Origin of the sequence: Nonomuraea sp. NPDC048881 (genome assembly GCF_040649795.1) — a bacterium.
Classification (GTDB): domain Bacteria; phylum Actinomycetota; class Actinomycetes; order Streptosporangiales; family Streptosporangiaceae; genus Nonomuraea.
On the sequence record NZ_JBEZGC010000002.1, the window covers coordinates 1105951 to 1130429 of the forward strand.

The 24479-nt window shown below is 73.1% G+C and carries 22 protein-coding genes; 5 read left to right on the top strand and 17 right to left on the bottom strand.

Annotated elements, in window-relative coordinates; all coding sequences use genetic code 11:
• Positions 1-3: 3 nt before the first annotated feature.
• The 10 genes from AB0C33_RS10730 to AB0C33_RS10775 all read right to left on the bottom strand — a co-directional run bounded on the left by AB0C33_RS10730 (position 4) and on the right by AB0C33_RS10775 (position 10484).
• Entirely contained in the window at positions 4-1035 is a 1032-nt protein-coding gene (locus AB0C33_RS10730) for a DUF559 domain-containing protein (RefSeq protein ID WP_358285828.1), read from the bottom strand.
• 57 nt (positions 1036-1092) lie between these two features.
• Positions 1093-1752, bottom strand: coding sequence for a sensor domain-containing protein (locus tag AB0C33_RS10735; RefSeq protein WP_358285831.1), 660 nt, complete (start codon positions 1750-1752; stop codon positions 1093-1095).
• A gap of 145 nt (positions 1753-1897) precedes the next feature.
• A complete protein-coding gene (locus AB0C33_RS10740; protein WP_358285834.1) occupies positions 1898-2332 on the bottom strand; it encodes a helix-turn-helix domain-containing protein in 435 nt (144 codons plus the stop codon).
• A gap of 40 nt (positions 2333-2372) precedes the next feature.
• Positions 2373-3971: an ABC transporter ATP-binding protein gene (locus AB0C33_RS10745; protein ID WP_358285837.1), complete on the bottom strand. Its 1599-nt coding sequence runs from the start codon at positions 3969-3971 to the stop codon at positions 2373-2375.
• Positions 3968-5059, bottom strand: a complete 1092-nt coding sequence (locus AB0C33_RS10750; protein WP_358285840.1) for a serine hydrolase domain-containing protein — start codon at positions 5057-5059, stop codon at positions 3968-3970. Before AB0C33_RS10750 ends, AB0C33_RS10745 begins: the two co-directional genes overlap by 4 nt.
• On the bottom strand, positions 5056-6252 hold the full coding sequence (locus tag AB0C33_RS10755) for an anhydro-N-acetylmuramic acid kinase (RefSeq protein WP_358285843.1): 1197 nt from the start codon (positions 6250-6252) through the stop codon (positions 5056-5058). The genes AB0C33_RS10750 and AB0C33_RS10755 overlap by 4 nt, the downstream gene beginning before the upstream one ends.
• On the bottom strand, positions 6249-7148 hold the full coding sequence (murQ, locus tag AB0C33_RS10760) for an N-acetylmuramic acid 6-phosphate etherase (protein WP_358285846.1): 900 nt from the start codon (positions 7146-7148) through the stop codon (positions 6249-6251). Before murQ ends, AB0C33_RS10755 begins: the two co-directional genes overlap by 4 nt.
• Complete coding sequence (locus AB0C33_RS10765) at positions 7145-7972, bottom strand: ABC transporter permease (RefSeq protein ID WP_358285849.1); 828 nt, start codon at positions 7970-7972, stop codon at positions 7145-7147. The genes murQ and AB0C33_RS10765 overlap by 4 nt, the downstream gene beginning before the upstream one ends.
• Complete coding sequence (locus AB0C33_RS10770) at positions 7969-8937, bottom strand: ABC transporter permease (protein ID WP_358285852.1); 969 nt, start codon at positions 8935-8937, stop codon at positions 7969-7971. The genes AB0C33_RS10765 and AB0C33_RS10770 overlap by 4 nt, the downstream gene beginning before the upstream one ends.
• Positions 8937-10484 carry an ABC transporter substrate-binding protein gene (locus AB0C33_RS10775; protein WP_358285855.1) on the bottom strand — a complete coding sequence of 516 codons (1548 nt, stop codon included), beginning with the start codon at positions 10482-10484 and terminating at the stop codon, positions 8937-8939. Before AB0C33_RS10775 ends, AB0C33_RS10770 begins: the two co-directional genes overlap by 1 nt.
• An 86-nt stretch (positions 10485-10570) precedes the next feature.
• Between AB0C33_RS10775 and AB0C33_RS10780 the strand changes: the two genes are divergently transcribed.
• Both AB0C33_RS10780 and AB0C33_RS10785 read left to right on the top strand, forming a co-directional pair.
• Positions 10571-11455 (top strand): MurR/RpiR family transcriptional regulator, encoded by an 885-nt coding sequence (locus tag AB0C33_RS10780; protein WP_358285858.1) that lies wholly within the window; start codon positions 10571-10573, stop codon positions 11453-11455.
• A gap of 125 nt (positions 11456-11580) precedes the next feature.
• Positions 11581-12099, top strand: a complete 519-nt coding sequence (locus AB0C33_RS10785; protein WP_358285861.1) for a peptidoglycan recognition family protein — start codon at positions 11581-11583, stop codon at positions 12097-12099.
• A gap of 124 nt (positions 12100-12223) precedes the next feature.
• On the opposite strand, the gene AB0C33_RS10790 is transcribed toward AB0C33_RS10785, so the two are convergent.
• From AB0C33_RS10790 to AB0C33_RS10820, 7 genes are all read right to left on the bottom strand, one after another.
• Positions 12224-12760, bottom strand: coding sequence for an NUDIX hydrolase family protein (locus AB0C33_RS10790; protein WP_352324412.1), 537 nt, complete (start codon positions 12758-12760; stop codon positions 12224-12226).
• Positions 12761-12924: 164 nt separating this feature from the next.
• Positions 12925-13929 carry an NrfD/PsrC family molybdoenzyme membrane anchor subunit gene (gene nrfD / locus AB0C33_RS10795; RefSeq protein WP_358285864.1) on the bottom strand — a complete coding sequence of 335 codons (1005 nt, stop codon included), beginning with the start codon at positions 13927-13929 and terminating at the stop codon, positions 12925-12927.
• Entirely contained in the window at positions 13926-14708 is a 783-nt protein-coding gene (locus tag AB0C33_RS10800; RefSeq protein ID WP_352364982.1) for a 4Fe-4S dicluster domain-containing protein, read from the bottom strand. Before AB0C33_RS10800 ends, nrfD begins: the two co-directional genes overlap by 4 nt.
• A gap of 63 nt (positions 14709-14771) precedes the next feature.
• Positions 14772-17999, bottom strand: a complete 3228-nt coding sequence (fdh, locus tag AB0C33_RS10805) for a formate dehydrogenase (RefSeq protein WP_358286001.1) — start codon at positions 17997-17999, stop codon at positions 14772-14774.
• Positions 18000-18004: 5 nt separating this feature from the next.
• Positions 18005-18295, bottom strand: a complete 291-nt coding sequence (locus tag AB0C33_RS10810) for a hypothetical protein (RefSeq protein ID WP_358285867.1) — start codon at positions 18293-18295, stop codon at positions 18005-18007.
• A 103-nt stretch (positions 18296-18398) separates the two neighbouring features.
• Positions 18399-19808, bottom strand: coding sequence for a rhamnulokinase family protein (locus AB0C33_RS10815; protein ID WP_358285869.1), 1410 nt, complete (start codon positions 19806-19808; stop codon positions 18399-18401).
• Positions 19805-20806, bottom strand: coding sequence for a substrate-binding domain-containing protein (locus AB0C33_RS10820; RefSeq protein WP_358285872.1), 1002 nt, complete (start codon positions 20804-20806; stop codon positions 19805-19807). The genes AB0C33_RS10815 and AB0C33_RS10820 overlap by 4 nt, the downstream gene beginning before the upstream one ends.
• A gap of 133 nt (positions 20807-20939) precedes the next feature.
• Here AB0C33_RS10820 and AB0C33_RS10825 point away from each other — a divergent pair, with 133 nt between their 5' ends.
• Genes AB0C33_RS10825 through AB0C33_RS10835 form a run of 3 tightly spaced genes read left to right on the top strand, consistent with a single transcriptional unit; the run spans position 20940 to position 24467 of the window.
• Complete coding sequence (locus tag AB0C33_RS10825) at positions 20940-21257, top strand: L-rhamnose mutarotase (protein WP_358285875.1); 318 nt, start codon at positions 20940-20942, stop codon at positions 21255-21257.
• Between the two features lie 10 nt (positions 21258-21267).
• Entirely contained in the window at positions 21268-22422 is a 1155-nt protein-coding gene (gene rhaI, locus AB0C33_RS10830) for an L-rhamnose isomerase (RefSeq protein ID WP_358285878.1), read from the top strand.
• 5 nt (positions 22423-22427) lie between these two features.
• Positions 22428-24467 (top strand): bifunctional aldolase/short-chain dehydrogenase, encoded by a 2040-nt coding sequence (locus tag AB0C33_RS10835; RefSeq protein ID WP_358285881.1) that lies wholly within the window; start codon positions 22428-22430, stop codon positions 24465-24467.
• Positions 24468-24479: the final 12 nt, after the last annotated feature.

A 24479-nucleotide genomic window follows, 5' to 3' on the forward strand; every position in this document is an offset into this window, starting at 1 on the left:
ATCTCATCCTTCCGCTCTGCGGCGGTTCCGCAGAAACTGGCCGATCTGACGGACGACGGTGTCCATGTCAGTCATCACCTGAGCATCGGGAAAGCGCAGCACGGCGTAACCGTCGAGTTGCAGGAGCACGTCCCGCTGCCGGTCCGCGGCGAACTTGGCCGGCGCCCGGTGGTCGGGGCCGTTGATCTCCACGACGCACCGCTCCCGCTCCCAGAGCAGGTCCACCCGGATCGGCACGGCCAGCGGCCCCGGCCGGTACGTCTGGTTCCAGGCCCGGCCCCCGGCCCACGCCCGCGCGGACAAGGCGGCCTCCAGCGCCCGCTCGCTCGCGCTGCCCGGATGCGGCCTGCCCGCCACCGGCGGATATGCGACGGCGGGCGCCCGATCGGCGGTCCCGGGAACCGGGACGGCTTCGCGGGCGCCAACTGCAGCTGCCGGGAGCGGGTTCGCGGGGAGCGGGGTGGCGATCGTCCGCACGCGGTCGTCGTGCAGGGGCGCGCCCGCCAGCCAGACGCCGGCCCGGCCCCGGTGCGCCAGCCACTCGCACCCGGCGACCAGCACTTCCCGGGCCGCCGCGCCGAGCCCGTCCGGCACCCGCACCAGGACCGCCAGCCGGGCCCGGCCGAAGCTGTCGGCCAGCACTCTGACCAGCCCCGCCGCCCGGACCTCCGGCGCCAGAGCGCTGGGTGCGCCCGTCAACGCCCGCCGGGCCAGCTCGGCGAGGAACGGCCCGAAGTGGCCGGTCACCGAGGCCCTGCGCAGGGCCAGCGCCTGGACCGCGGCCACGTTCACCCCGGACGGGCCCTCGATGCCCTCGGCCCCCGGTAACCAGGCCGGGAACAGCGCGATGGCCGCCTTGTCCAGCTCGCGCAGGACGGAGGCGGCCAGGTCGGCGACGGAACGTTCCCCGGCGGCGAAGTAGGTGACGACGGCCGGGGCGTCGTCCGGCAGGGGATCGAGGGCCAGCGCCACGGCGTCGGGGTCGGCGTCGAGCCGAACCACCTGGCCGATCGGCAGCTCTGCCCACGACGGCACGGCTTCCCTGCCCTCACAAGATCGGAAACGTCGGCACTTGGGAGGGTAGCCCCGTCCCTAGCGGGCTGTCACCCAGACCGGGGAGGCGCCCTCCACGGACGGGACGTGGGCGGGGGTCAGCAGGGCCTGGGACACGCTCGCCTTCACCAGGGCCGCCGTCCGCACCACCGGGACGAGCGTGAGCGCGAACAGCAGGCCCACCGCCGTGTTGAACACCACGAACGGCACGGTTCCGGTGCCGAGGCCGAGCAGGGCGGGCAGGCCGCCGTCCACGCCGGGGATCGCGGCGATCGCCCAGCCGTAGACCGGGAAGGTCAGGCCGAGCAGCGCGCCCGCCCACCACACCGCGCTCACGACGGCGGCGGCCAGCGAGACAGGGAAGGTGATGATCGCGTGCAGCAGGTCCATCGCCGCCTGGCCGGAGGCCAGCGGGTTCATCATGCGGCGGAAGGAACCCGCCCCCGCGGGGGTCTGCGCGTAGCGGGGGCGGGCGATCGGGTGGCCGAGCACTCCGGGGAGCGCGGCGCGCTCCAGGTCGGCGAAGTGGCGGGCCATGGCGGCGGTGGCGGCCAGGACGGGCAGCCCGACGAACACGACCGCCGAGCCGAGACCGGCCGAGACTCCGGCGACGGCGAGGGTGAAGGAGGCGGCGGCCGCGGGGAAGCCGAGCAGGGTGTAACGGGTGTCGGTGGCGACGCGGTGCCGGAGGGTTGTCATGGTTACGACGCTACGGGCCCGGCGGGGGAGCGCTCGATCCTGGCGGCGGGCCATTGCGTGGTAGGGCAGGCCCTACCACGACCCCCGGCGGACCCTGGGAAGACGGTCGCGCTACTGCGGTCGGTCCATCAGGACGGCCGTTCCGCTACCGCGGCTGGTCAACCCGGATCACGGTCAGCTCCTGTGGACGCACCGGCTCCCGGCAGTGCGCGCACACCGTGAGCGGCTCCAGGGGCTCGCCGCACGAGTGGCGCCACACGGTGGGCGGCTCGCCCTCGGTGACGTACCGGTCGCCCCAGTCCATCAGGGCGAGCAGGACCGTGTGCAGGGCCTGGCCCGACTCGGTGAGGACGTACTCGTGGCGCGGCGGGTGCCGCTCGTACGGCACCCGCTCCAGCAGGCCCACCTCGACCAGCTTGCGCAGCCGGGCGGTGAGGATGTCGCGGCTGGCGCCGGTGTTGCGGGCGATCTGGTCGAAGCGGCGCACCCCGAGCATGATCTCGCGCATCGCCAGCAGGCTCCACCGCTCGCCCACGACGGCCAGCGCGTTGGCGATCGAGCACTCTCTCGGGCGGGACAAGGCCCCTCCGCTCAGGTAGGTCCGGATTTCCAACTTACCATCAGGCGGCCCGTCCAGGGATGGCGGCGAGCAGCTCGCGGGTGTAGTCGGCGCGCGGCGAGCCGAAGATCTCGGCCGCCGTGCCGCTCTCCACGATCCGGCCCGCCTGCATCACGTGCACCCGGTGCGAGATCATCCGGACGACGGCCAGGTCGTGGCTGATGAACAGGTAACTGAGCCCGAGGTCGCGCTGCAGGTCGGCGAGCAGCTCCAGGATCTGGGCCTGGACCAGCACGTCCAGCGCGGAGACGGCCTCGTCGAGCACGACCAGCTCGGGGGAGAGCGCCAGCGCCCGCGCGATCGCCACCCGCTGCCGCTGGCCGCCGGACAGCTCGTGCGGCAGCCGCTCGGCCACCGACGCCGGCAGCGACACCTTCTCCAGCAGCTCGGCGACGGTCCGCGCGCGCTCGGCCGGGGTGCCCACGCGGTGCACGCGCAGCGGCTCGGCGATCGACTTCTCGACCGTGTAGCGGGGGTCGAGCGAGGCGTACGGGTTCTGGAAGACCGGCTGCACCCGGCGGCGGAAGGCGAACAGCTCCCGGCGGCCGAGCGAGGTCAGGTCGGTGCCGTCGAACAGGATCCGGCCGGAGGTGATGCCGTCCAGGCCGAGCAGCAGGTTGGCGGTGGTCGACTTGCCCGAGCCCGACTCGCCCACGACCGAGACGGTACGTCCGCGCGGGATCGTGAAGGAGACCCCGTCCACCGCGGTGAACTCCCCGGCGCCGCCCCGCAGCGGGAACACCTTGCGCAGGTCCTCCACCACGACCAGGTCCTCGGCGCTCTGCTCGGGGCCGGGCTCGGCCACCCGCACCGACGACAGGCTCGGCACGGCCTTCAGCAGCCGCCGGGTGTACTCGTGCCGCGGGTCGGCCAGCAGCTCGGCCGCCGGGCCGGTCTCCACGATCTCGCCCCGGTACATGACGGCCACCACGTCAGCCCGCTCGGCGGCCAGCGCCAGGTCGTGCGTGATGAGGAAGACGGCGGTGCCCATCTCGGCGGTGAGCTGCCCGAGCTGGTCGAGGATGCGCCGCTGCACCGTCACGTCGAGGGCCGAGGTCGGCTCGTCGGCGATGAGCAGCTTGGGCCGGCAGGCCAGGCCCATGGCGATGAGCGCCCGCTGCCGCATGCCGCCGGAGAACTCGTGCGGGTACTGCCCGGCCCGCCGGTCCGGCTCGGGGATGCCGACCATCTCCAGCAGCTCGGTCACGCGCCCGCGCGCCGCCCTGCCCGCGGCCAGGCCGTGCACCTCCAGGGCCTCGGCGATCTGGTCGCCGATGCGCATGAGCGGGTTGAGGTTGGACATCGGGTCCTGGGGCACCAGGCCGATGCCCGCGCCCCGGACGGCGGTCATCTCGCGCTCGCTCACCCCGGCCAGGTCGCGGCCGTCGAACAGCACCTGGCCGGTGGTGATGCGGCCGCCCGCGGGCAGCAGCCGGTTGACCGCGGCGGCCGTGGTGGACTTGCCCGAACCCGACTCGCCCACCACGGCCACGGTCTGTCCCGGCAGGATCTCCATCGAGACGTTCTTGACGACGGTGACGTCCTGCTTGCGGGTGCGGAAGGCGACGGAGAGGTCGCGGATCTCCAGGAGCGGGGTCATGCGGTCCTCGATCGGTGGGTGATGGCCTGCAGCAGGCCGGTCCAGAGGGCGTCGGTGGGCGTCGGCGCGGCCGTCGTCAGCAGGCGGTTGCTCGCCAGCGCGATCGCGACGTCCCGGCCGGGGACGAACCCGACGGCGCACCCGACGTAGCCGGGGTGGCCGAGCACCGTGACGGTCTCCTCCCGCAGGTCGAGCCGGTAGGTGCGGAAGCCGAGCGCCTGGCCGGGGTCGGGGCCGGGGGTGAAGAACTCGCGGGCGACCTCGGGCCGCCACAGCCGGTCGTGCTCCTCGTAGCGGGACAGCGCGGTGGCGTACCGCAGCAGGTCCGGGACGGTGGAGAACAGCCCGGCATGGCCCGCCACGCCGGCGAAGGCGTGGTAGGCGTTGCCGTCGGCGACCTGGCCGAGCACGGGCTCGTGCCGCCAGCCGGCGAAGTCCGCGCTGCGGAAGGGCACCGGGTACGGCTCGGAGGTGTCGAGCATGCGCATCTCGACCCGGTCGTCCAGGGCGCTCATGGCCGCATCGGGTCCGGCAGGCCGCGCGTACGTGGTGTCGGCCAGCCCGAGCGGCCCGGTGACCAGCTCGGCCACCGCCCGGTCCAGCGACGTGCCGGTGACGCTCTCGACCACCCGGCCGAGCAGGATGAAGCCCAGGTCGGAGTAGTGCCGTTCGCGGCCGGGCGCGTAGCGCGGGGCGGGCATCCGCGCATCGAGGTACATCGGCCACCACTCCCACAGCCCGGCCCGGTGCAGCAGCAGGTCCCGCACGGTGACCTGGTCGGGGCAGCCCTCCGGCAGGTACGCGGCCGCCCGCTCGTCCAGGTCCACCAGGCGGTCGGAGACCAGGCGGACGAGGGCCGTCGTGGTGGCGACGACCTTGGTGACCGAGGCCAGGTCGTGGTACGTGCCGAGGGTCATGGGGGCCTCGCCGGCCAGCGCGCCGCCGTCCGCCCGGCGCACGGTGCGGTGGCCGGTGCACTCGGTCAGGTCGAACCACGGCGTGCGGGCCGCCCGGACCAGGCCCGCGGGCGGACCGGGCTCGGGGCTCGCCGGCTCGGGGCCGGGCGGCGCGGCGGGAGCCCGGGTCATCGGCGCAGCACCAGCGAGCGCGGCGGCGTGGGCAGCGGGGCGGGCAGCACGAGCGGGCCCGCGCCCGGCGTCAGCGTGCCGAGCACCCGGGCGGCCTTCGCGCCCGTGCCGCCGGGGACGGTGCCCGGCAGACCGTGGGCGGTCAGCCAGCCGATGAGCGCGAAGGCGATGGCCTCCTTGTCGTCGGCCGGGGCGCCGAGCTCGTCGGACAGCGACACCCGCACGCCGGGCAGGGCGGCGCGCAGGCCGTCCATGATGATCGGGTTGCGGCAGCCGCCGCCGGAGACGACCAGCACGTCCACGCCCGCCGCGGCGACGTCGGCCGCCACCGTGCGGACCGTCAGCTCGGTCAGCGTCGCCACCAGGTCGGGGCCGGACGGCTCGCGGCCCGCCCTGGCGATCGCCGCCTCGACGTAGGCCAGGTGGAACAGCTCCTTGCCGGTGCTCTTCGGCGCGGCCAGCCGGTAGTACGGCTCGTCGAGCAGCACGTCGAGCAGGCGTTCGTCCACCTGGCCGGAGGCGGCGATCCGGCCGTCCTCGTCGTAGCCGCGCGGGTTCAGGCCGCGGCCGGACACCACGGCGTCGACGAGGGCGTTGGCCGGGCCGATGTCATAGGCGCTCAGGCCGCCGTCGCGCACGACGGTCATGTTGGAGATGCCGCCCAGGTTGAGCGCCGCCGCGCCGCCCGTGCCGCCCGTGCCGCCCGTGCGTCCGTCCGACAGCAGGCCGCCGAGCAGCAGGTCGTCGAGCACGGAGACCAGCGGGGCGCCGTGCCCGCCCGCGGTGATGTCGCGGATGCGCACGTCCGACAGCACGGGCGCGCCGGTGCGCTCGGCGATCCAGGCGGGCTGGCCGATCTGCAGGGTGCCGCGCGCGTGCGCGCCCTCCACCCAGTGGAAGACCGTCTGGCCGTGGGAGACGATCAGGTCGGCCGGACCGGCCTGCTCGGCCGCGGCCGCGGCGGCCTCGGCGAAGCACTGGCCGATCAGCGTGTCGAGCACGCATACCTCGGCCAGTGTGACGGGCGCGGGCGGCAGCGCGGCCACCAGCCGGGCGCGCAGCTCGTCCGGATAGGGGGTGCTCGCGGTGTGCAGCACGCGGCCGGTCAGCACGTCGCCATCGAGGCCGAAGTCGACCAGGGCCACGTCGATGCCGTCGTGCGAGGTGCCGGAGATCATGCCGAGGATCTTCATGCCGGCTCTCCCAGCGCCACGCGCAGCCGTCCCTCGCTGCGGTCCAGCAGCGCCGCCGCCTCCTGCGGCCCGAGCCCGAGCCGGGCGCCGAGCACCGCCTGCTTGACGTTGAAACCGTGCTGGTCGAGCACCCGTTCCGCCTCCTCGCGGTCCACACCGGCGATCGTGCGCACGATCCTGATCGCCCGTTCCCGTAGCTTGCCGTTGCTGGCCTTGACGTCGACCATCAGGCTCCCGTACGTCTTGCCGAGCCGGACCATGACGATGGTCGAGAACATGTTGAGCACGAGCTTCTGCGCCGTGCCCGCCTTGAGCCGGGTCGAGCCGCTGACCACCTCGGGCCCGACCAGCACCTCGATCGCGTGCTCGGCCTCGCCGCTGAGCGGGGTGCCCGGGTTGCAGGACAGGCCGACGGTCAGCGCGCCGCGCTCGCGGGCCCGCCGCACCGCGCCCAGCACGTACGGCGTGCGCCCGCTGGAGGCGATGCCCACCACCGTGTCCAGCGGCCCGACGCCGGCCGCGTCGATCGCCGCCGCGCCGGCCCCCGCGTCGTCCTCGGCGCCCTCGCACGGGTGCACGATCGCCCGCTCGCCGCCGGCGATGACGGCGAAGACCTGCTCGGGCGGGGTGCTGAAGGTGGGCGGGCATTCGGAGGCGTCCAGGACGCCGAGCCGGCCCGGCGTGCCCGCGCCCACGTAGACCAGCCGGCCGCCGGCCCGTACCAGCTCGGCGGCGGCCTCGATGGCCGGGGTGATCTGCGGCAGCGCCGCGGCGACCGCGGCGGGGACGGTGGCGTCGGCCGCGTTCATGGTCGCGGCGAGCTCGGCCACGCTCATGGTGTCGATGCCCGCGAAGCGCGGGTCGGCCGATTCCGTGGTCAGTTCTGAGAGGTTCACCGCTTGCCTCGGGTTCTGGGGTCGAGAGTGTCACGCAGGCCGTCGCCGAGCAGGTTCAGGCCCACCACCAGCAGCACGACGACCGCGCCCGGCGCGATCAGCGTCCAGGGGGCGACGAACACCAGGCTGCGCGCCTCGAAGATCATCGAGCCCAGCGAGGGGGCGGGCGGCGGCGTGCCCAGGCCGAGGAAGCTCAGCGACGCCTCGGTCAGCACCGCCCACGACAACGACAGCGCCACCTGGATGACGATGATCGAGGTGATGTTGGGCAGCACGTGCCTGAGCATGATCTGCCAGCGGCTCTGGCCGGTGGAGACCGCGGCCTTGACGTACTCGATCTCCCGGAGGGAGAGCACGGGGCCGCGCGTGACACGGATGAAGATGGGGACGTACACGATCGCGATGGCGACGGCGACGGTGAACCAGTTGCGGTCCAGCACCGAGGCCAGCGAGAGCGCGAGCAGCAGCGGCGGGAACGCGAACAGCACGTTCGTCACGCCGCCGATGGCGCCGTCGGCGAGGCCGCGGTAGAACCCGGACACCAGGCCGCCCAGCGTGCCGACCACGGTGGCGAAGGCCACCGCGACCACCGCGATGAGCGCCGAGTTGCCGACCCCGGCCGCCACCCGGGAGAAGACGTCCCGGCCGAACTGGTCGGTGCCGAACAGGTGCGTCCCGGACGGCGACAGGAACCGCTCGGGCGGGTTCTGGGCGATCGGGTCGTAGGGGAGCAGCCCGGCGTACGACAGCGCCGCCACCACGGCCAGCACGAGCAGCACGATCGTGCCCGCCAGCATGGCGGGGCTCCTGCGCAGCGCGGTCACGACGCCCTCACCCGCGGGTCGATGATCCGGTACAGCCCGTCGGTCAGCAGGTTGACCAGCACGAACGCCAGCGCGATGACCAGGACCGTGCTCTGCACGACCGCGTACTCCTTCTGCTGGATGCCGAGCAGCACCTGCCGGCCCACGCCGGGCACGGAGAAGATCTGCTCGACCACGACCGCGCCGCCGAGCAGGTAGCCGAACTGCAGCCCGGTCATCGTCACGATCGGCACCAGCGCGTTGCCCAGCACGTGCCGGACCTGCAGGCGGCGCGGCGGCACGCCCTTGGCGCGGGCGGTGCGCACGAAGTCCTCCGAGCGCACCTCCAGCACCGCCGTACGGGTGGTGCGCAGGATCGGCGCGGCGATGCCGAAGCCGAGCACGAGCGCGGGCAGGAACATCTGCTGCAGGTTGAGCAGCGGGTCCTCGGCGAGCGTGGCGAAGCCCTGGCCGTTGGGGTTGAAGCCGAACGACGCCGCGAAGATCGACAGCAGCGTCGTGGCCAGCAGGAACGCCGGGACCGACAGCCCGGCCAGGCTCACGACCTGGCCGAAGGCGTCCCGCGGCGAGTTCGTCCTGGACGCCGACAACATGCCGAGCGGCACGCCCAGCAGCAGCGCCAGCACGATCGAGAACACCGCCAGCTCGAACGTCACCGGCAGCGAGTGCAGCGTCATCTCCAGCACGCCCTGCTGCGAGCGGGCCGAGTAGCCGAAGTTGCCGGTGAGCATGTTGCCCAGCCAGGAGAAGAACTGCGTGACCGGCGACTGGTCCAGCCCGTAGTACTGCTCCAGGGCCACGCGCTGCGCCGGGGTGAGGGCAGCCGCCTCCGTGCCGAGCCCCGCGGTGATCTGGTCGCCCGGGATCGCCCGGAGCATGACGAAGACGAACACGGCCACCCCGAACAGGGTGCCGATCGTCGAGGCCACGCGCCGGACGGCCCGGCTTGCGAGGATCCGGCGCATCAGGCGACGGACGTCGTGCGCAGGTACTGCAGCGACCCGCTGACCATCGGTACGAACCCGGACACGTTGGAGGTGGTGCCGGTGTAGGTGTAGCTGGTGAACAGCCAGATCCAGGGCGCGTTGGCCTCCAGCTCGGCCGAGACCTTCTCGTAGATCGCCTTGCGGGCGGCCGGGTCGGTCGTGGCCTTGCCCTCGGCGAACAGCTTGTCCAGCTCCGGCGAGCTGTACCCGGCGACCTTGTTCAGGTTGCCCTTGCTGGTGAAGTAGCGGCCGTAGGAGCCGTCGGGGTCCGGGCGCCCGCCGTTGAGCGCGACGGCCGCGTCGAAGTCGGCCGCCACCCAGCGGTCCACGAACGCGCCGGACTCCAGCACCTCCAGGTCCAGGGTGATCTTCGCCTCGGCGAGCTGCGCCTTGAGGTTCTGGGCCTCGTTCACGGAGGTGGCGTACTCGCCCTGGGAGACGATGGCCTTGACCGTCACGCCGCCGGACTTGCCCGCCTTGCCGAGGTACTCGGCGGCCTTGGCCAGGTCGCGGGCCGGGCAGGGACGCTTGGCCGGGTCGGACTTGAAGGCCGGGGCGGTGATCGGCCCGGTCACCTCGCCCTCGCCGAGCGCGGCGGTGTCGAGCACCTGCTTGCGGTCGATCGCGCACTGGATCGCCAGGCGCACGTTGACGTCCTTGAGGTCGCCGCGCTGGGCGTTGAGCTGGAGGGCGTGGTAGCTGAGCTGCGGCGTCTTGGTGACGGTGATCGTGCCGCCGCCCTGCGCGGTCTGGGCGACCAGCGGGTCGTTGAAGACCGCGAGCTGCACGTTGCCCGACTGCATGGCCGAGACGATGGACGACTCGTCCGGGATCACCCGGAACTCGACGCTGCCCACCTTCGGCTTCTCGGCGCCCCAGTACTTGTCGTTCCTGGCCAGCGTCAGCGACTGGCTCGGGACGCGCTTGCCCAGCGTGAACGGGCCGGTGCCGTTGGGGGTGGCGTTGAGCTTCTCCTCGGTGTCGTCGGAGGAGAGCATCGCCATGTTGACGGTGGCCAGGTTCGCCGGGAGCGCGGCGTCGGGGCCGGTCAGCTCCAGCACCACCGTGCTCTCGTCGGGGGCCTCGACCGACTTCACCGACGCCAGCGACGCCCGCGCCACGGCCGCCGTCTTCTCGTCCATGATCTTCTCCAGGGACGCCTTGACGTCCTTGGAGTCGAAGGCGCTGCCGTCGCCGAAGGTCACGCCCTTGCGCAGGGTGAGGGTCAGCTTCTTGCCGTCCTCGGACGCCTGCCACGACTCGGCCAGGCCCGGCACGACGTTCAGGTCCTTGTCGAACTCGGTGAGGGTGCCGTAGATGTTCTGCAACACGTTCACGGCCGTGAACTGGGTGGCCTTCCAGGGGAAGAGCGTGTCGGGGTCGGAGGTCACGCCGACGACCAGGGCGCCGCCGGACTTGCCCGTGGCGCCGGTGCTGGTCGCGGGCCCGGAAGATGATGAACAGGAGGTCAGGGCGATGGACAGCACTGCGGCGGCGCCGATCGCGGAGAGCGCGCCACGGGGCATGTGGTCTCCTCAGGGGCAGTAGGTCATAAAATTACGCAGACCCTACCACTGGTGTACTAAATTTCCTCAACAGGGATGGATGACGAATGGTCGAGGACGACGGAAGCCTGCTGATCCGCATCCGTGCGGCCATGCCCGCATTACGGCCGTCGGAGCGGCGCATCGCCGAGACGTTCACCGGCGACCCGGCCGCCGCCGCGAACCTGTCCATCGCCGAGCTGGCCGCCCGCTGCGCCACCTCGACGACCTCGGTCGTGCGCTTCTACCAGCGCATGGGATACGCCCACTTCAAGGACTTCCGGATCGACCTGACCAGGGCCGCCGCCCGGGAGGAGCTGACCACGTCGAGCCTGCCGGAGGTGTCGGGCGACATCGACCGCCACGACAGCCTGGAGGGCATCGTCTCCAAGGTCGCCACCAACGAGACGCTGTCCATCGCCGACACGGCCCGTTCCCTGGACATGCGGGCCCTGGGCCGGGCGGTCGCCCTGCTGCTGGCCGCGCGCCGGATCGACACCTTCGGTGTGGGCGCGAGCGCGCTGGTCGGCCTCGACCTGCAGCAGAAGCTCTCGCGCATCGGGCGTACCGCGATCAACTGGCACGACGCCCACTCGGCCTGGACGTCGGCGGCCACGCTCGACGCCGGCTGCGTGGCCGTCGCGGTCTCGCACGCCGGCGCGACCGTGGACACGGTCGAGTTCCTGGCCATCGCCCGCCGGTCGGGCGCGGCCACGGTGGCGATCACGAACTTCCGCGACTCGCCGCTGGCCGCCACCGCCGACGTGACGCTGACGACGGCCGCCCGCGAGACCCAGTTCCGCTCCGGCGCGCTCGGCAGCCGCATCGCCCAGCTCATGGTCGTCGACTGCCTGTTCACCGGCGTGGCCGCGGCCAGTTACGACGAGTCGATGGCGGCCCTGCGCAACACGTACGCGGTCGTCCACGACCGGACGGTGCACAAGCGGGGGTGAACCGGCCTGACCAGCATGGAAGTCTTTCTTTGGCGGCACGTGAATCTAGTGACAAAAAGTGATGACGCGGCTACTTTAAGTTGACATTCTGGTGGCGAGGCATCGTCTACCAGGAGAGACACCACATGCAGCTGATCACCCGTGCCGACTGGCACGCCAAGAAGCCCACCACCAGTTACACCCGGCTGGCGTCCACCAGAGGCGTCAAGATCCACTACACCGGCGGGAAGGTGCCCTCCGACCTGCCGGACGCCGACAACCACGACAAGTGCGTCGACCTGGTCAGGGACATCCAGCGCATGCACATGTCCGGCGGGCGCGGCGAGACCTACATCGACCTCGGCTACAACATGGTGTGCTGCCCGCACCGGCGCACCTTCATGGGCCGGGGTCCGCACGTCCTGCCCGCCGCCAACGGCCCGGGGCTCAACTCCGGCCACTACGCCGTGCTCGCCCTGCTCGGCAACACCGGGTTCACCGAACCGAACGACGACCTGCTCAACGCCCTCGTCGACGCCATCGAGTACCTGCGCGAGCACGGCGACGCCGGCGACGAGGTCAAGGGCCACCGGGACGGCTACGACACCGACTGCCCCGGCGACCCGCTCTACCACTGGGTGCGAGGGGGCGCCGAACGCCCCTGAGCCGCATGCGTCCCGAGGGACACCCCGCGAGCGGCGGCCGCCATGGACGTCCATGGCGGCCTCAACGGCCACGGGGTGCGCGACGAGTTCTCCCCCATGCCAGGCCGGGGGCCAGGGCGGGGCGCTAGACCAGGCGGCCCACGTGGGCCAGTGCCTGCTTGAGCAGCACGCCCTGGCCGCCGGTCATCTCCTGCTGCACGGCCGGCGAGGACGCCTCCTCCGGGGTGAACCAGACCAGGTCCAGGGCGTCCTGCCGGGGCCGGCAGTCACCGGCGACGGGCACGATGTAGGCCAGCGACACCGCGTGCTGGCGCGGGTCGTGGTACGGCGTGACGCCCGGCGTCGGGAAGTACTCCGCGACGGTGAAGGGCTGCGGCGAGACGGGGATGCGGGGAAGGGCCACCGGCCCGAGGTCCTTCTCCAGGTGGCGCAGCAGCGCGTCGCGGATGCGCTCGTGGTGCAGCACCCGCCCCGAGACCAGCGCCCGGCTGACCGTGCCGTCCGCCGCGATCCGCAGCAGCAGGCCCACGCGGGTCACCACGCCGGTCTCGTCGACGCGTACCGGCACGGCGTCGATGTAGAGGATCGGCAACTGGCCGCGCACCGACTCGAGCTCTTCGGGTGCCAGCCATCCAGGCGCGGTTTCGGTCTTTTCGGTCATCTGCCGATCGTATGCCCCGCGCCGCCACTGACGGCGTAAGCCCCACCGACCGATCCCCGGACGGGGTCAGGCCCGCCTGGCCGGCCTGCTCCTGCCCGCGATCCAGGACGCCGTGCAGACGACCAGCACGATGCCCATGAACGGCAGGTACTCGGCGACTCTTCTCATGACAGATCACGCTCCGCTCTCGACTTGGCGAGCCGCCGGCGTTGCGGCTCGACGGTGTACCGGGGGTCGCACGCCGAGGCCGTCCCGGCGTGGAAGATCCCGAACCGGGTGCACACCGACCCGGCCAGCAGGGCCGCCCCCGCGGCCACCGCCGCGACCCTGCTGCGCGCGCCCAGGCCCTGACCGAGCAGGGCGCCCGCGACCGACAGCGCCTGGCCCGCCCTGAGCAGGCGGCTGCGCCGCAGCGGCTCGGCGGTCAGGCCCATCCGGCGTTCCATGCGGACGGCCGCCGCGCACTCCAGGGCCGCCCCCAGCAGCGCCGCCCGCCGGGCCGGGGCCGCCTGCGCGACCGGCGCGGCCAGCATGCCGAGCCCGCCCGCCGACGCGGCGGCCGAGCCCGCGAACAGGAACGGCATCTCCCTGAACCCGTCGTGCCAGGCCGGGACGGCGGTGTCGCAGATCAGCGCGGCGGTGTAGGTGGCCAGCGCCGGCCCGGTCAGCCCGGCCCCCACCGTGGCCGCCCGGCCCAGCCGGGGGAACCGCCCGGTCACCCCGGTGAGCGCGGCCAGCCCGGCCTGCGGCCCGTACGCGGTCAGGATCCAGGTGCCGACGCTCATCGGCGAGGTCACCTTGAACACCCGCAACATGTTCAGGAAGCGCGACGGCTTGCCCAGGTCGTGGATCAGCACGTACAGCGAGCCGCCGACCGCGCCCAGGGCGGCCACCTTGGCGGCGCGGGCCAGCGCCGGGCGTCCGGTCAGCTCGGCGGCGGCGGCCAGCGTGGAGGAGGCGCCGGCCAGGCCGCCGAGGAACAGGTAACCGGCGATGTCGTGGTCGCTCCAGGGCGTGCTGTTCAGCACCGGCAGGCCGTAGTAGGAATCCGCCTCCGGCTCGGGCGGCCGCAGGGAGCGGCTGCCGCGGCCCGCCGAGCCGGGCGTGGCCTCGCGCTCGGTGCGCAGGCCGGGCGCGTCGTCCAGGCGCACGTCGGTCTGGTTGCTCATCCGCCCCTCCTCCAGGCCGCCGCGGCGGCCATCCCGGCCAGCAGGACCAGCGCCGCCGCGCCGGCGTGCCGCCACATCGACGGCAGGTCCGCGGTGGTCACCACGGGGTCCGGCGGCAGGCCGTACACCTGGGGCTCGTCCAGCAGCAGGAAGAAGGCGCCGGTGCCGCCCACCCCGTCGGCCGGGTCGTGGCCGTACAGGCGGGCCGAGGACACGCCCGCCGCCCGCACCTGCTCCAGACGGCGGTCGGCGCGCTCGCGCAGCTCGTCCAGCTCGCCGAACTGGATGGAGTCCGTCGGGCACGTCTTGGCGCAGGCCGGCTCCTGGCCGACCTCCAGCCGGTCGTAGCACATCGTGCACTTGGCGGCCGTGCCGGTCTCCGCGCGCCGGCCGATCACCCCGAACGGGCAGGCGGGCACGCAGTAGCCGCACCCGTTGCAGACGTCCTCCTGGACGACGACCGTGCCGTACTCGGTGCGGAACAGCGAGCCGGTCGGGCAGACGTCCAGGCAGGCCGCGTGCGTGCAGTGCTTGCACACGTCGGAGGCCATCAGCCAGCGGAAGTCCAGGTCACGGGCGCCGGTCTCCTGGTGGCCCAGCGGCTTGCGCTGCTCGACGAACGCCACGTGCCGCCAGGTGTCGGCGCCGAGCCCGACGGAGTTGTCGTAGGACATGCCGGTGAACAGCAGCCCGTCCTCCGGCACCGCGTTCCACTCCTTGCAGGCCACCTCGCACGCCTTGCACCCGATGCAGACGCTGGTGTCGGTGAAGAAGCCCATGCGCCTGGGCGGGTCGTCGTAGCCGGCGTCGAGCGGCGCCCGGTCGAGGTCGAAGGCCACGGCTCACACCTCCGTTCCGGTGTGCTCGGTCACGCCCGCCCGCCGCCGATAGGCCAGCACCAGCTCCGGCAGCGCCGGGCCGCGCGGCCTGCGCCCGGGACGGATGTCCGCCGACAGGGCCTTGACCTCCTGGATGTGGGAGTTGGGGTCGAGCGAGACGGCCGACAGCTCGTTGGCCGCGTCGCCGGTGGCCAGGCCGTTGGGGCCGAAGTGGAAGGGCAGCCCGATCTGGTGCAGGACCTTGCCGTCCAGGTGCAGCGGCGCCATCCGGTCGGTGACCAGCACGCGGGCCTCGATGGCGCTGCGCGCGGTGATGATCGTGGCCCACTCGCCGTGCACGAGCCCGCGCTCGGCGGCCAGCTCGGGCGAGACCTCGCAGAACATCTCCGGCTGCAGCTCGGCCAGGTACGGCGTGTGCCGGCTCATGCCCCCCGCCGTGAAATGCTCGGTCAGCCGGTACGTGGTCACCACGTACGGGTAGACCGACGCGCCCGGCTCGGCCCCGCTCGGCTGGTAACGGTTGTCCTCGTGCCGGTAGAGCTTGCGGGCCGGGTTGCGCTGCCGCCCGTAGAGCGGGTTGGCGACCGGCGAGTCCTGGGGCTCGTAGTGGCTGGGCAGCGGGCCGTCCACCACGCCCGAGGGGGCGAACAGCCAGCCCTTGCCGTCGGCCTGCATGATGAACGGGTCGATGCCCGACAACGCCGCCGGTCCCTGCGCCCCCGGCTCGGGCCGGTAGGACGGCGGTTTGCGCTCCTCGAAGTCCGGCACGTCGAGCCCGGTCCAACGGCCGGCGCCCGCGTCCCACCAGACGAGCTTCTTGCGCTCGCTCCACGGACGGCCGTCCGGCGCGGCCGAGGCCCGGTTGTAGAGCACCCGCCGGTTGGCCGGCCACGCCCACGCCCACTCGGCGGCCACCCAGTCCTGCTCGGCGGCCGGCTTGCGGCGGGCGGCCCGGTTGACGCCGCCGGCGTACACGCCGCAGTAGATCCAGCAGCCGCACACCGTCGAGCCGTCGTCCTTGAGCTGGCTGTAGCCGTCGAGCGGCCGGCCCTCGGCGTCCCAGCCGTTGATCTCGGCGAGCACCGCCTCGGCGACCGGCTCGGCCGTCTCGCCCTCGACGGGGTAGTCCCAGGTGAGGTCGAGCAGGGGCCGGTCCATCGGGTCGGCGGAACCGGCCAGCTTCTGCCGGATGATCCGCCCGAGGTGGTACATGAACCACAGGTCGCTGCGCGCGTCGCCGGCCGGCTCGACGGCCCGGTGGTGCCACTGCAACCAGCGGTTGGTGTTGGTGAAGCTGCCGCTCTTCTCGGTGTGGGCCGCGGCGGGGAAGAAGAACACCTCGGTGCCGATCCTGGACGTGGCCAGCTCGCCCGTCTCGATCTCGGGGCCGTCCTTCCACCAGGTGGCGCTCTCGATCAGGTTGAGGTCGCGCACCACCAGCCAGTCGAGCTCGGCCATGCCCAGACGTTGCATCCGGGAGTTGGCCGAGCCCACCGCCGGGTTCTCGCCGAGCAGCAGGTAGCCCTTGCAGGTGCCGTCTAGCTGCGCGAGCACCGTGTCGTACGTGCTGTGCGAGCCGGTCAGGCGCGGCAGGTAGTCGAAGCGGAAGTCGTTGTCGCGCGTGGCCGCCGGGCCCCACCACGCCTTGAGCAGGCTCACCAGGTAGGCGGGCATGTTCGCCCAGAAACCGCGGCAGGAGGCGTCGGCGTGCAGGAAGTCGCGCATCTTCTCGTGCTCGTGGGCGTGCGGCATCGGGATGTAGCCGGGCAGCAGGTTGAACAGCGTCGGGATGTCGCTGGAGCCCTGGATGCTGGCGTGCCCGCGCAGCGCCTGGATGCCGCCGCCGGGACGGCCGATGTTGCCCAGCAGGAGCTGCAGGATGCTGGCGGTGCGGATGAACTGGGCGCCGTCGCTGTGCTGCGTCCAGCCCACCGCGTAGACGAACTCGGCGGTCCGCTCCGGCCCCGAGTTCTCCGTCAGGTGGCGGCAGACCTGGGCGAACAGCTCCGGCGGCACCCCGCACACCTGCTGGACCATCTCCGGCGTGTAGCGGGCGAAGTGGCGGCGCAGCACCTGCAGCACGCAGCGCGGGTGCCGCAGCGTCTCGTCCCGCCGCATCTCGCCGCCCAGCGGGACGCCGGTGCCGCCCTGCACCTCGGCGCGGCCGGCCGGGAGGCTGCCCGCCGGGCGGTCGTAGTCCTCGTCCCGCTCGCCGGAGGCCGCGACGGTGTGCATGCCCTCGTACTGCCAGGTGTCGTCCTCGTAGCAGCGGTTCTCGGCGTCGAAGCCGGAGAACAGGCCGTCGAGGTCCTCGGCGTCGCGGTAGTCCTCGCGCAGGATGGTCGCCGCGTTGGTGTAGTGCAGGACGTAGTCGCGGAAGAACAGCTCGTTCTCCAGCACGTGGTTGACGATCGCGCCGAGGAAGGCCACGTCCGAGCCCGCCCTGATCGGCACGTGCAGGTCGGCCAGCGCGCTGGTGCGGGTGAACCGCGGATCCACGTGGATGACCACCGCGCCGCGGGCCTTGGCCTCCATCACCCACTGGAACCCGACCGGATGCGCCTCGGCGAAGTTCGACCCCTGGATCAGCACGCAGTCGGAGTGCTGCAGGTCCTGCAGGAACGTCGTGGCCCCGCCGCGCCCGAACGACGTGCCGAGCCCCACCACGGTCGAGCTGTGGCACACCCGCGCCTGGTTCTCGATCTGCACCACGCCGAGCGCGGTGAGCAGCTTCTTGATGAGGTAGTTCTCCTCGTTGTCCAGCGTCGCGCCGCCCAGGCTGGCGATGCCCATCGTGCGGGCCACCCGGCGGCCCTTGTTCTCCCACTCCCAGGTCGCCCGGCGGGTGGCGATGATCCGGTCGGCCACCATGTCCATGGCGGTCTCCAGGTCGAGCTCCTGCCAGTCGGCGGCGTACGGCGGGCGGTACAGGACCTTGCTCAGCCGTCCGGAGCCGGTGGTGAGCTGGAGGCTGGAGGCGCCCTTCGGGCACAGCCGGCCCCGGCTGATCGGGGAGTCGGGGTCGCCCTCGATGTGCACGACCTTCTCATCACGGACGTAGACGTTCTGGGCGCAGCCCACCGCGCAGTACGGGCACACCGACTTGACCACGCGGTCGGCGGCGGCCGTCCGGGCCGGGTGCGCGCCCGTGCGCGGCGACTTCACCGCGGCCGCCCGGCCGAGCTTGTCCTTGCCGGTGAGCTGCCGCAGCAGCGGCCAGGAGAACCCCATGCCGCTCACGCGCCCGTCTGGCGCATGCGCCGGTCGCTCCAGGCCCGCTCGCGCATCCAGGCGCGCACGTCGCCGCGCTCTACCGGCCCGACCTCGCGCGGGTTGACCAGGTGCTGGGTACGCCCGGCGAGCAGGCCCGGCCGTCCGCGCCGGCGTGCCGCCGCGTCGCTCCCGTCGGCCGGCACGCCCGTCGCGATCAGGTACGCGCGCCCCGCGGGCACGCCCAGCAACCTGGCGATCTCGGCGTAGTCCAGCCCCTGCGACAGCAGCCGCAGCACCCGCTCCTTGCTCGGCATCGTTCCCCCCGGCGCCCGTGCCCCCCGGTTCCGGTCCTCCCCTTCGCAGGCAGGAGGAAACCCGAAGTCCCAGGTCAAAGGCGTACTTGGGGGACAGTTGGCGTCAGGCCAGGCGGGCGGCGGCCTCCGTCCAGGCGGCGGCGTCGCCGGAGGGCTCGTACCGGCGCAACTCCTGCGTGTCGGCCACCAGCGCGCGCATCCCGGCCAGGTCGGCGACCAGCCCGGCCGTGCGCGCCTGCACCAGGACGTTGCCGAGCGCGGTCGCCTCGGCCGGCCCGGCCACGACCGGCAGCCCGCAGGCGTCGGCGGTGAACCGGCACAGCAGCTCGTTGCGCGAGCCGCCGCCCACCAGGTGCACGACCTCCACCTCGCGGCCGGACAGCTCCATCGCCTGCCGGATCGCGTTGCGGTGCCCGAGCGCCAGACTCTCCAGCACGCAGCGGACGATGCCCGCCGGCGTCGAGGGGGGCCGCTGCCCGGTGCGGCGGCACTCGGCGGCGATCCGCGCGGGCATGTCGCCCGGCGGCAGGAACACCGGCAGGTCGGGGTCCACCACGGCGGCGAACGGACGTTCGCGCGCCGCCGCCGCCAGCAGGTCCTCCAGCGAGGAGCCGGGCCAGGCCCGCAGGCACTCCTGCAACAGCCACAGCCCCATGACGTTGCGCAGGTAGCGGACGGTGCCGTCGATCCCGGCCTCGTTGGTGAAGTTGGCCGCCCGGCCCGCCTCGGTGAGCACGGGGGCGGGCAGCTCCACCCCGGCCAGCGACCAGGTGCCGCACGAGACGTAGGCGAACGCGGGCCCGGCGGCCGGCACGGCGGCCACGGCCGAGGCGGTGTCGTGCGAGGCCACCGCCCGCACCGGCGCCGAGAAGCCGATCTCCGCCGCGACGTCGCGGCGCACCCCGCCGATCGGCTCGCCCGGCTGCCGCAACCGGGGGAAGATCCCCTCCGGCAGGCCCAGCCGGTCGATCAGCGGCACCGCCCAGGACCGGGTGCGCACGTCGAGCAGGCCGGTGGTCGAGGCGTTGGTCACCTCGGCGCCGATCTCGCCGGTCAGCCAGTAGCCGATCAGGTCGGGGACGAGCAACATCGTCGCGGCCCCGTCCAGCCGGTCGGCCAGGAGCTGGTAGATCGTGTTGAACGGGAGCACCTGCAGCCCGGACACCGCGTACAGCGCCTCGGCCCCGATCAGCTCGGCCACCTGCCCGGCCACCCCCCGCGTACGGTCGTCGCGGTAGTGGACCGGGTTGCCGAGCAGCGCGCCGGTCTCGTCCAGCAGGCCGTAGTCGACGGCCCAGGAGTCGACCCCGATCGAGGTGACCGGCCCGGCCGCGCGCAGACCGGCCAGGATCTCGCGGTAGAGGCCCAGGACGTCCCAGTGGAGGCGGCCGGTCAGGCGGACCGGGCCGTTGGGGAAGCGGTGGACCACGGACGTGGCGAGCCCGTCCGACAGGTCGGCGACCAGCACCCGGCCGCTGGAGGCGCCCAGGTCCACGGCTGCGAATCGGCTCATTGGGTGGACTCCCTCGCGACCAGTTCGGGCTGGAACATGATGTGCTGGTGGGCGTGCTCGGCCGGGTTGTCGCACTCGTCCAGCAGCAGCTCGGTGGCGATGCGGCCGAGCTGGTACGTCGGCTGCCGCATCGAGCTCAGCGACACGGCCGAGGCGGCGGCGAACTCGATGTCGTCGTAGCCCATCAGCGCCACGTCGTCGGGCACCCGCACCCCGGCGCGCAGCAGGGCCCGCAGCACGCCCAGCGCGAGCAGGTCGTTGGCGCAGAACACGGCCTCGGGCAGGCCGTCCGCCATCAGGTCGGCGGCGGCCTGCTCGCCCGCGCGGGCGGTCATCGCGGCCGCCCCGACCACCCGCAGCGAGGCGGGGTCGAGCCCGGCCGCGGCCAGCGCCTGCGCCGCGCCCCGCCGCCGCTCGGCGCACTGCCGGATGGTCAGCGGCCCGGTCACGTACGCGACGTTGTTCCCGCCCCTGGCCAGCAGATGCCGCACCGCGGCCCGGCCGCCCGCGACGTCGTCCACCGCGACCGCGCACTGGTCGGGCCGGTGGGCCGGGTGGTCGACGAGCACGACGCTGATGCCGCGCTCGCGCAGCCGGTCCAGCCGGGCCGGCTCCTCGCCGGACGGGGTGATCAGCACGCCGCGCACCCGCTGCTCGGCCAGCACGCCGAGGTTGCGCTCCTCCTTGTCCGGGGAGCCGGCCGAGTTGCCGAGGATCACCGCGTAGCCCAGCTCGCTGGCGACGTCCTCGACCCCGGCGGCGACCTCGGTGAAGAACGGGTTGCCGATGTCGATGACGCTCAGGCCGATCGTCCTGCTGTGGCCGGCGCGCAGGGTCGAGGCCGAGCCGTGCCGGACGAACCCGAGCTCCCGGATCGCGGCCTCCACCCGTTCGCGGGTCGCCGGGGCGACCTTCGCCGGTCTGTTCAGGACGTTGGAGACCGTCCCGGGGGAGACGCCGGCGCGGGCGGCGACGTCCTTGATGCTGACCATGGCCATGGCGCCACATTAAAACGTACCAACGGTGAAGTTGGCCAGTGCCGCCGATCTGACCGGGCGACGCATTGACAGCGCCCCCGTGTGATCGTAGTTTCCTCCGCGACAGATTAAAACGTTTTGAAGAGGGGTGACCGTGCGACGCGTCTGCTTCCTGCTCAAGGTCCGTCCCGAGCGGCTGGCGGAGTACCGCGAACGCCATCGGGCCGTCTGGCCGGACATGCTCGACGCGCTGCGCCGCGCCGGCTGGCACAACTACTCGCTCTTCCTGCGCGGCGACGGCCTGCTGGTCGGCTACCTGGAGACCGCCGACTTCGAGGCCGCCAGGAAGGCGATGGAGGCCGCCGAGGTCAACGCCCGCTGGCAGGCCGAGATGGCGCCCTTCTTCGAAGACCTCGACGGCCGGCCCGACGAGGGCATGCGGCCGCTGGACGAAGTGTTCCACCTGGACTGATCGGGAAGTCATGACCACTGACATCAAGGCCGCCCTGCGCGCGCTGCACATCGAGACGCCCTCGTGGGCGTACGGCAACAGCGGCACCCGGTTCAAGGTGTTCGCGCAGCGGGGCGTGCCGCGCGACCCGTACGAGAAACTGGCCGACGCCGCCCAGGTGCACGCCCACACCGGCGTCGCGCCCACGGTCGCCCTGCACATCCCCTGGGACAAGGTGGCCGACTACGGCCACCTGGCCGCCCACGCCCGCGAGCTCGGCGTCGGCATCGGCGCGATCAACTCCAACGTCTTCCAGGACGACGCCTACATGCTCGGCAGCGTCACCAACCCCGACCCGGCGATCCGCCGCAAGGCGCTGGCGCACCTGCTGGAGTGCGTGGACATCATGGACGCCACCGGCTCGGACACCCTCAAGCTCTGGTTCTCCGACGGCACCAACTACCCCGGCCAGGACGACATCCGCGCCCGCCAGGACCGCCTGGCCGAGGCCCTGTCCGCGGTGTACGCCCGGCTCGGCGAGGGACAGCGCTTCCTGCTGGAGTACAAGCTGTTCGAGCCCGCCTTCTACACCACCGACGTGCCCGACTGGGGCACCGCCTACGCCCACTGCCTCAGGCTCGGCCCCAAGGCGCAGGTCGTCGTGGACACCGGCCACCACGCGCCGGGCGTCAACATCGAGTTCATCGTGGCGTTCCTGCTGCGCGAGGGGAAGCTCGGCGGCTTCGACTTCAACTCCCGCTTCTACGCCGACGACGACCTCATGGTGGGCGCGGCCGACCCGTTCCAGCTCTTCCGCATCATGTACGAGGTCGTGCGCGGAGGCGGTCTGGCGGCGGGCGTGGCGTTCATGCTCGACCAGTGCCACAACATCGAGCCCAAGATCCCCGGCCAGATCCGCTCGGTCATGAACGTCCAGGAGGCCACGGCCAAGGCGCTGCTCGTCGACCGGGACGCGCTGGCCGCCGCCCAGGCCGGGGGAGACGTGCTGGGCGCGAACGCCGTGCTCATGGACGCCTACAACACCGACGTGCGGCCGCTGCTCGCCGAACTGCGCGAGGAGACGGGCCTCGCGCCCGACCCGATGGCCGCGTACGCCAAGTCCGGATATTTCGAGAAAATCGCTGCCGAGCGCGTCGGCGGCACGCAGGCCGGCTGGGGGGCCTGACCATCATGGACGTCATCAACGAGCTCCTGGACCGCTCCCACCGCCTGGGCGCCGACCCGCGCAACACCAACTTCGCCGGCGGCAACACCTCCGCCAAGGGCCGCGCCGCCGACCCGGTCACCGGCCAGGACGTCGACCTGCTCTGGGTCAAGGGCTCCGGCGGCGACCTCGGCACGCTCAAGGAGGCGGGGCTTGCCGTCCTGCGCCTGGACCGCCTGCGCGCGCTGGCCGCCGTCTACCCCGGCGTCGAGCGCGAGGACGAGATGGTCGCCGCCTTCGACTACTGCCTGCACGGCAGGGGCGGCGCCGCCCCCTCGATCGACACCGCCATGCACGGCCTGGTCGAGGCCGCCCACGTGGACCACCTGCACCCCGACGCCGGGATCGCCCTGGCCACCGCCCGCGACGGCGAGGAGCTGACCCGGCGCGTCTTCGGCGACCGCGTGGTGTGGGTGCCGTGGCGGCGGCCCGGCTTCCAGCTCGGCCTGGACATCGCCGCCGTCCAGGAGGCCAACCCGCAGGCCATCGGCTGCGTGCTCGGCGGCCACGGCATCACCGCCTGGGGCGCCACCTCGCAGGAGTGCGAGGCCCGCTCCCTGGAGATCATCCGCACCGCCGAGGAGTACCTGGCCGCGAACGGCCGTCCCGACCCCTTCGGGCCGGTGCTCCACGAGCCGCTGCCCGAGGACGAACGGCACGCGCGGGCCGCCGCGCTGTTCCCGGTCGTGCGCGGGCTGGCCTCCTCCGACGCGCGGCAGGTCGGCCACTACACCGGCACCCCGGAGGTGCTGGACTTCCTCTCCCGCGCCGAGCACCCGCGCCTGGCCGCGCTCGGCACGTCCTGCCCCGACCACTTCCTGCGCACCAAGGTCGCCCCGCTGGTCCTGGACCTGCCGCCGGACGCGCCCCTGGACCAGGCGGTCGCCCGGCTGCGCGAGCTGCACGCCGCCTACCGCGCCGACTACACCGCCTACTACGAGCGCCACGCCACCCCGGACTCGCCGCCGATGCGCGGCGCGGACCCGGCGATCGTGCTGGTGCCCGGCGTCGGCATGTTCTCCTTCGGCAAGGACAAGCAGACCGCCCGCGTGGCCGGCGAGTTCTACGTCAACGCGATCAACGTCATGCGCGGCGCCGAGTCCGTCTCCGCCTACGCGCCCATCCCGGAGTCGGAGAAGTTCCGGATCGAGTACTGGGAGCTGGAGGAGGCCAAGCTGCGCCGGATGCCGAAGCCGAAGCCGCTGGCCGGGCGGGTGGCGCTGGTCACCGGCGCGGGCTCGGGCATCGGCGCGGCGACCGCGCGGCGGCTGGCCGCCGAGGGCGCGTGCGTGGTGCTCGCCGACCGCGACCAGGCCGCCGCAGGGAAGGTCGCCGCCGAGATCGGGGCCGGGGCGTACCGGGCGTCCGACGTCGCGGTGGCCGTGGAGGTGGACGTCACCTCCGAGGAGCAGGTCGTGGCCGCCGTACGGGCCGCCGTGCTCGCCTTCGGCGGCGTGGACCTGGTGGTGAACAACGCCGGCCTGTCGTTGTCGCGCTCCTTGCTGGAGACCAGCCTGGACGACTGGGACCTGCAGCACGACGTGATGGCGCGGGGCTCGTTCCTGGTCTCCCGCGAATGCGCCCGGGTGCTGATCGATCAGGCGATGGGCGGGGACATCGTCTACATCTCCTCCAAGAACGCCGTCTTCGCCGGGCCGAACAACGTCGCCTACGGCGCGGCCAAGGCCGACCAGGCGCACCAGGTCCGCCTGCTGGCCGCCGAGCTGGGCGAGCACGGCGTCCGCGTCAACGGCGTCAACCCCGACGGCGTGGTGCGCGGCTCGGGCATCTTCGCCTCCGGCTGGGGCGCCAACCGCGCGGCGGTGTACGGCGTGGAGGAGGAGCGCCTGGGCGAGTTCTACGCCCGGCGCACCCTGCTCAAGCGCGAGGTCCTGCCCGAGCACGTGGCCGCCGCGGTCTACGCGCTCACCGGCTCCGACCTGACCCACACCACGGGCCTGCACGTCCCGGTGGACGCGGGCGTCGCCGCCGCCTTCCTCAGGTGAGCCCGGGTGGCG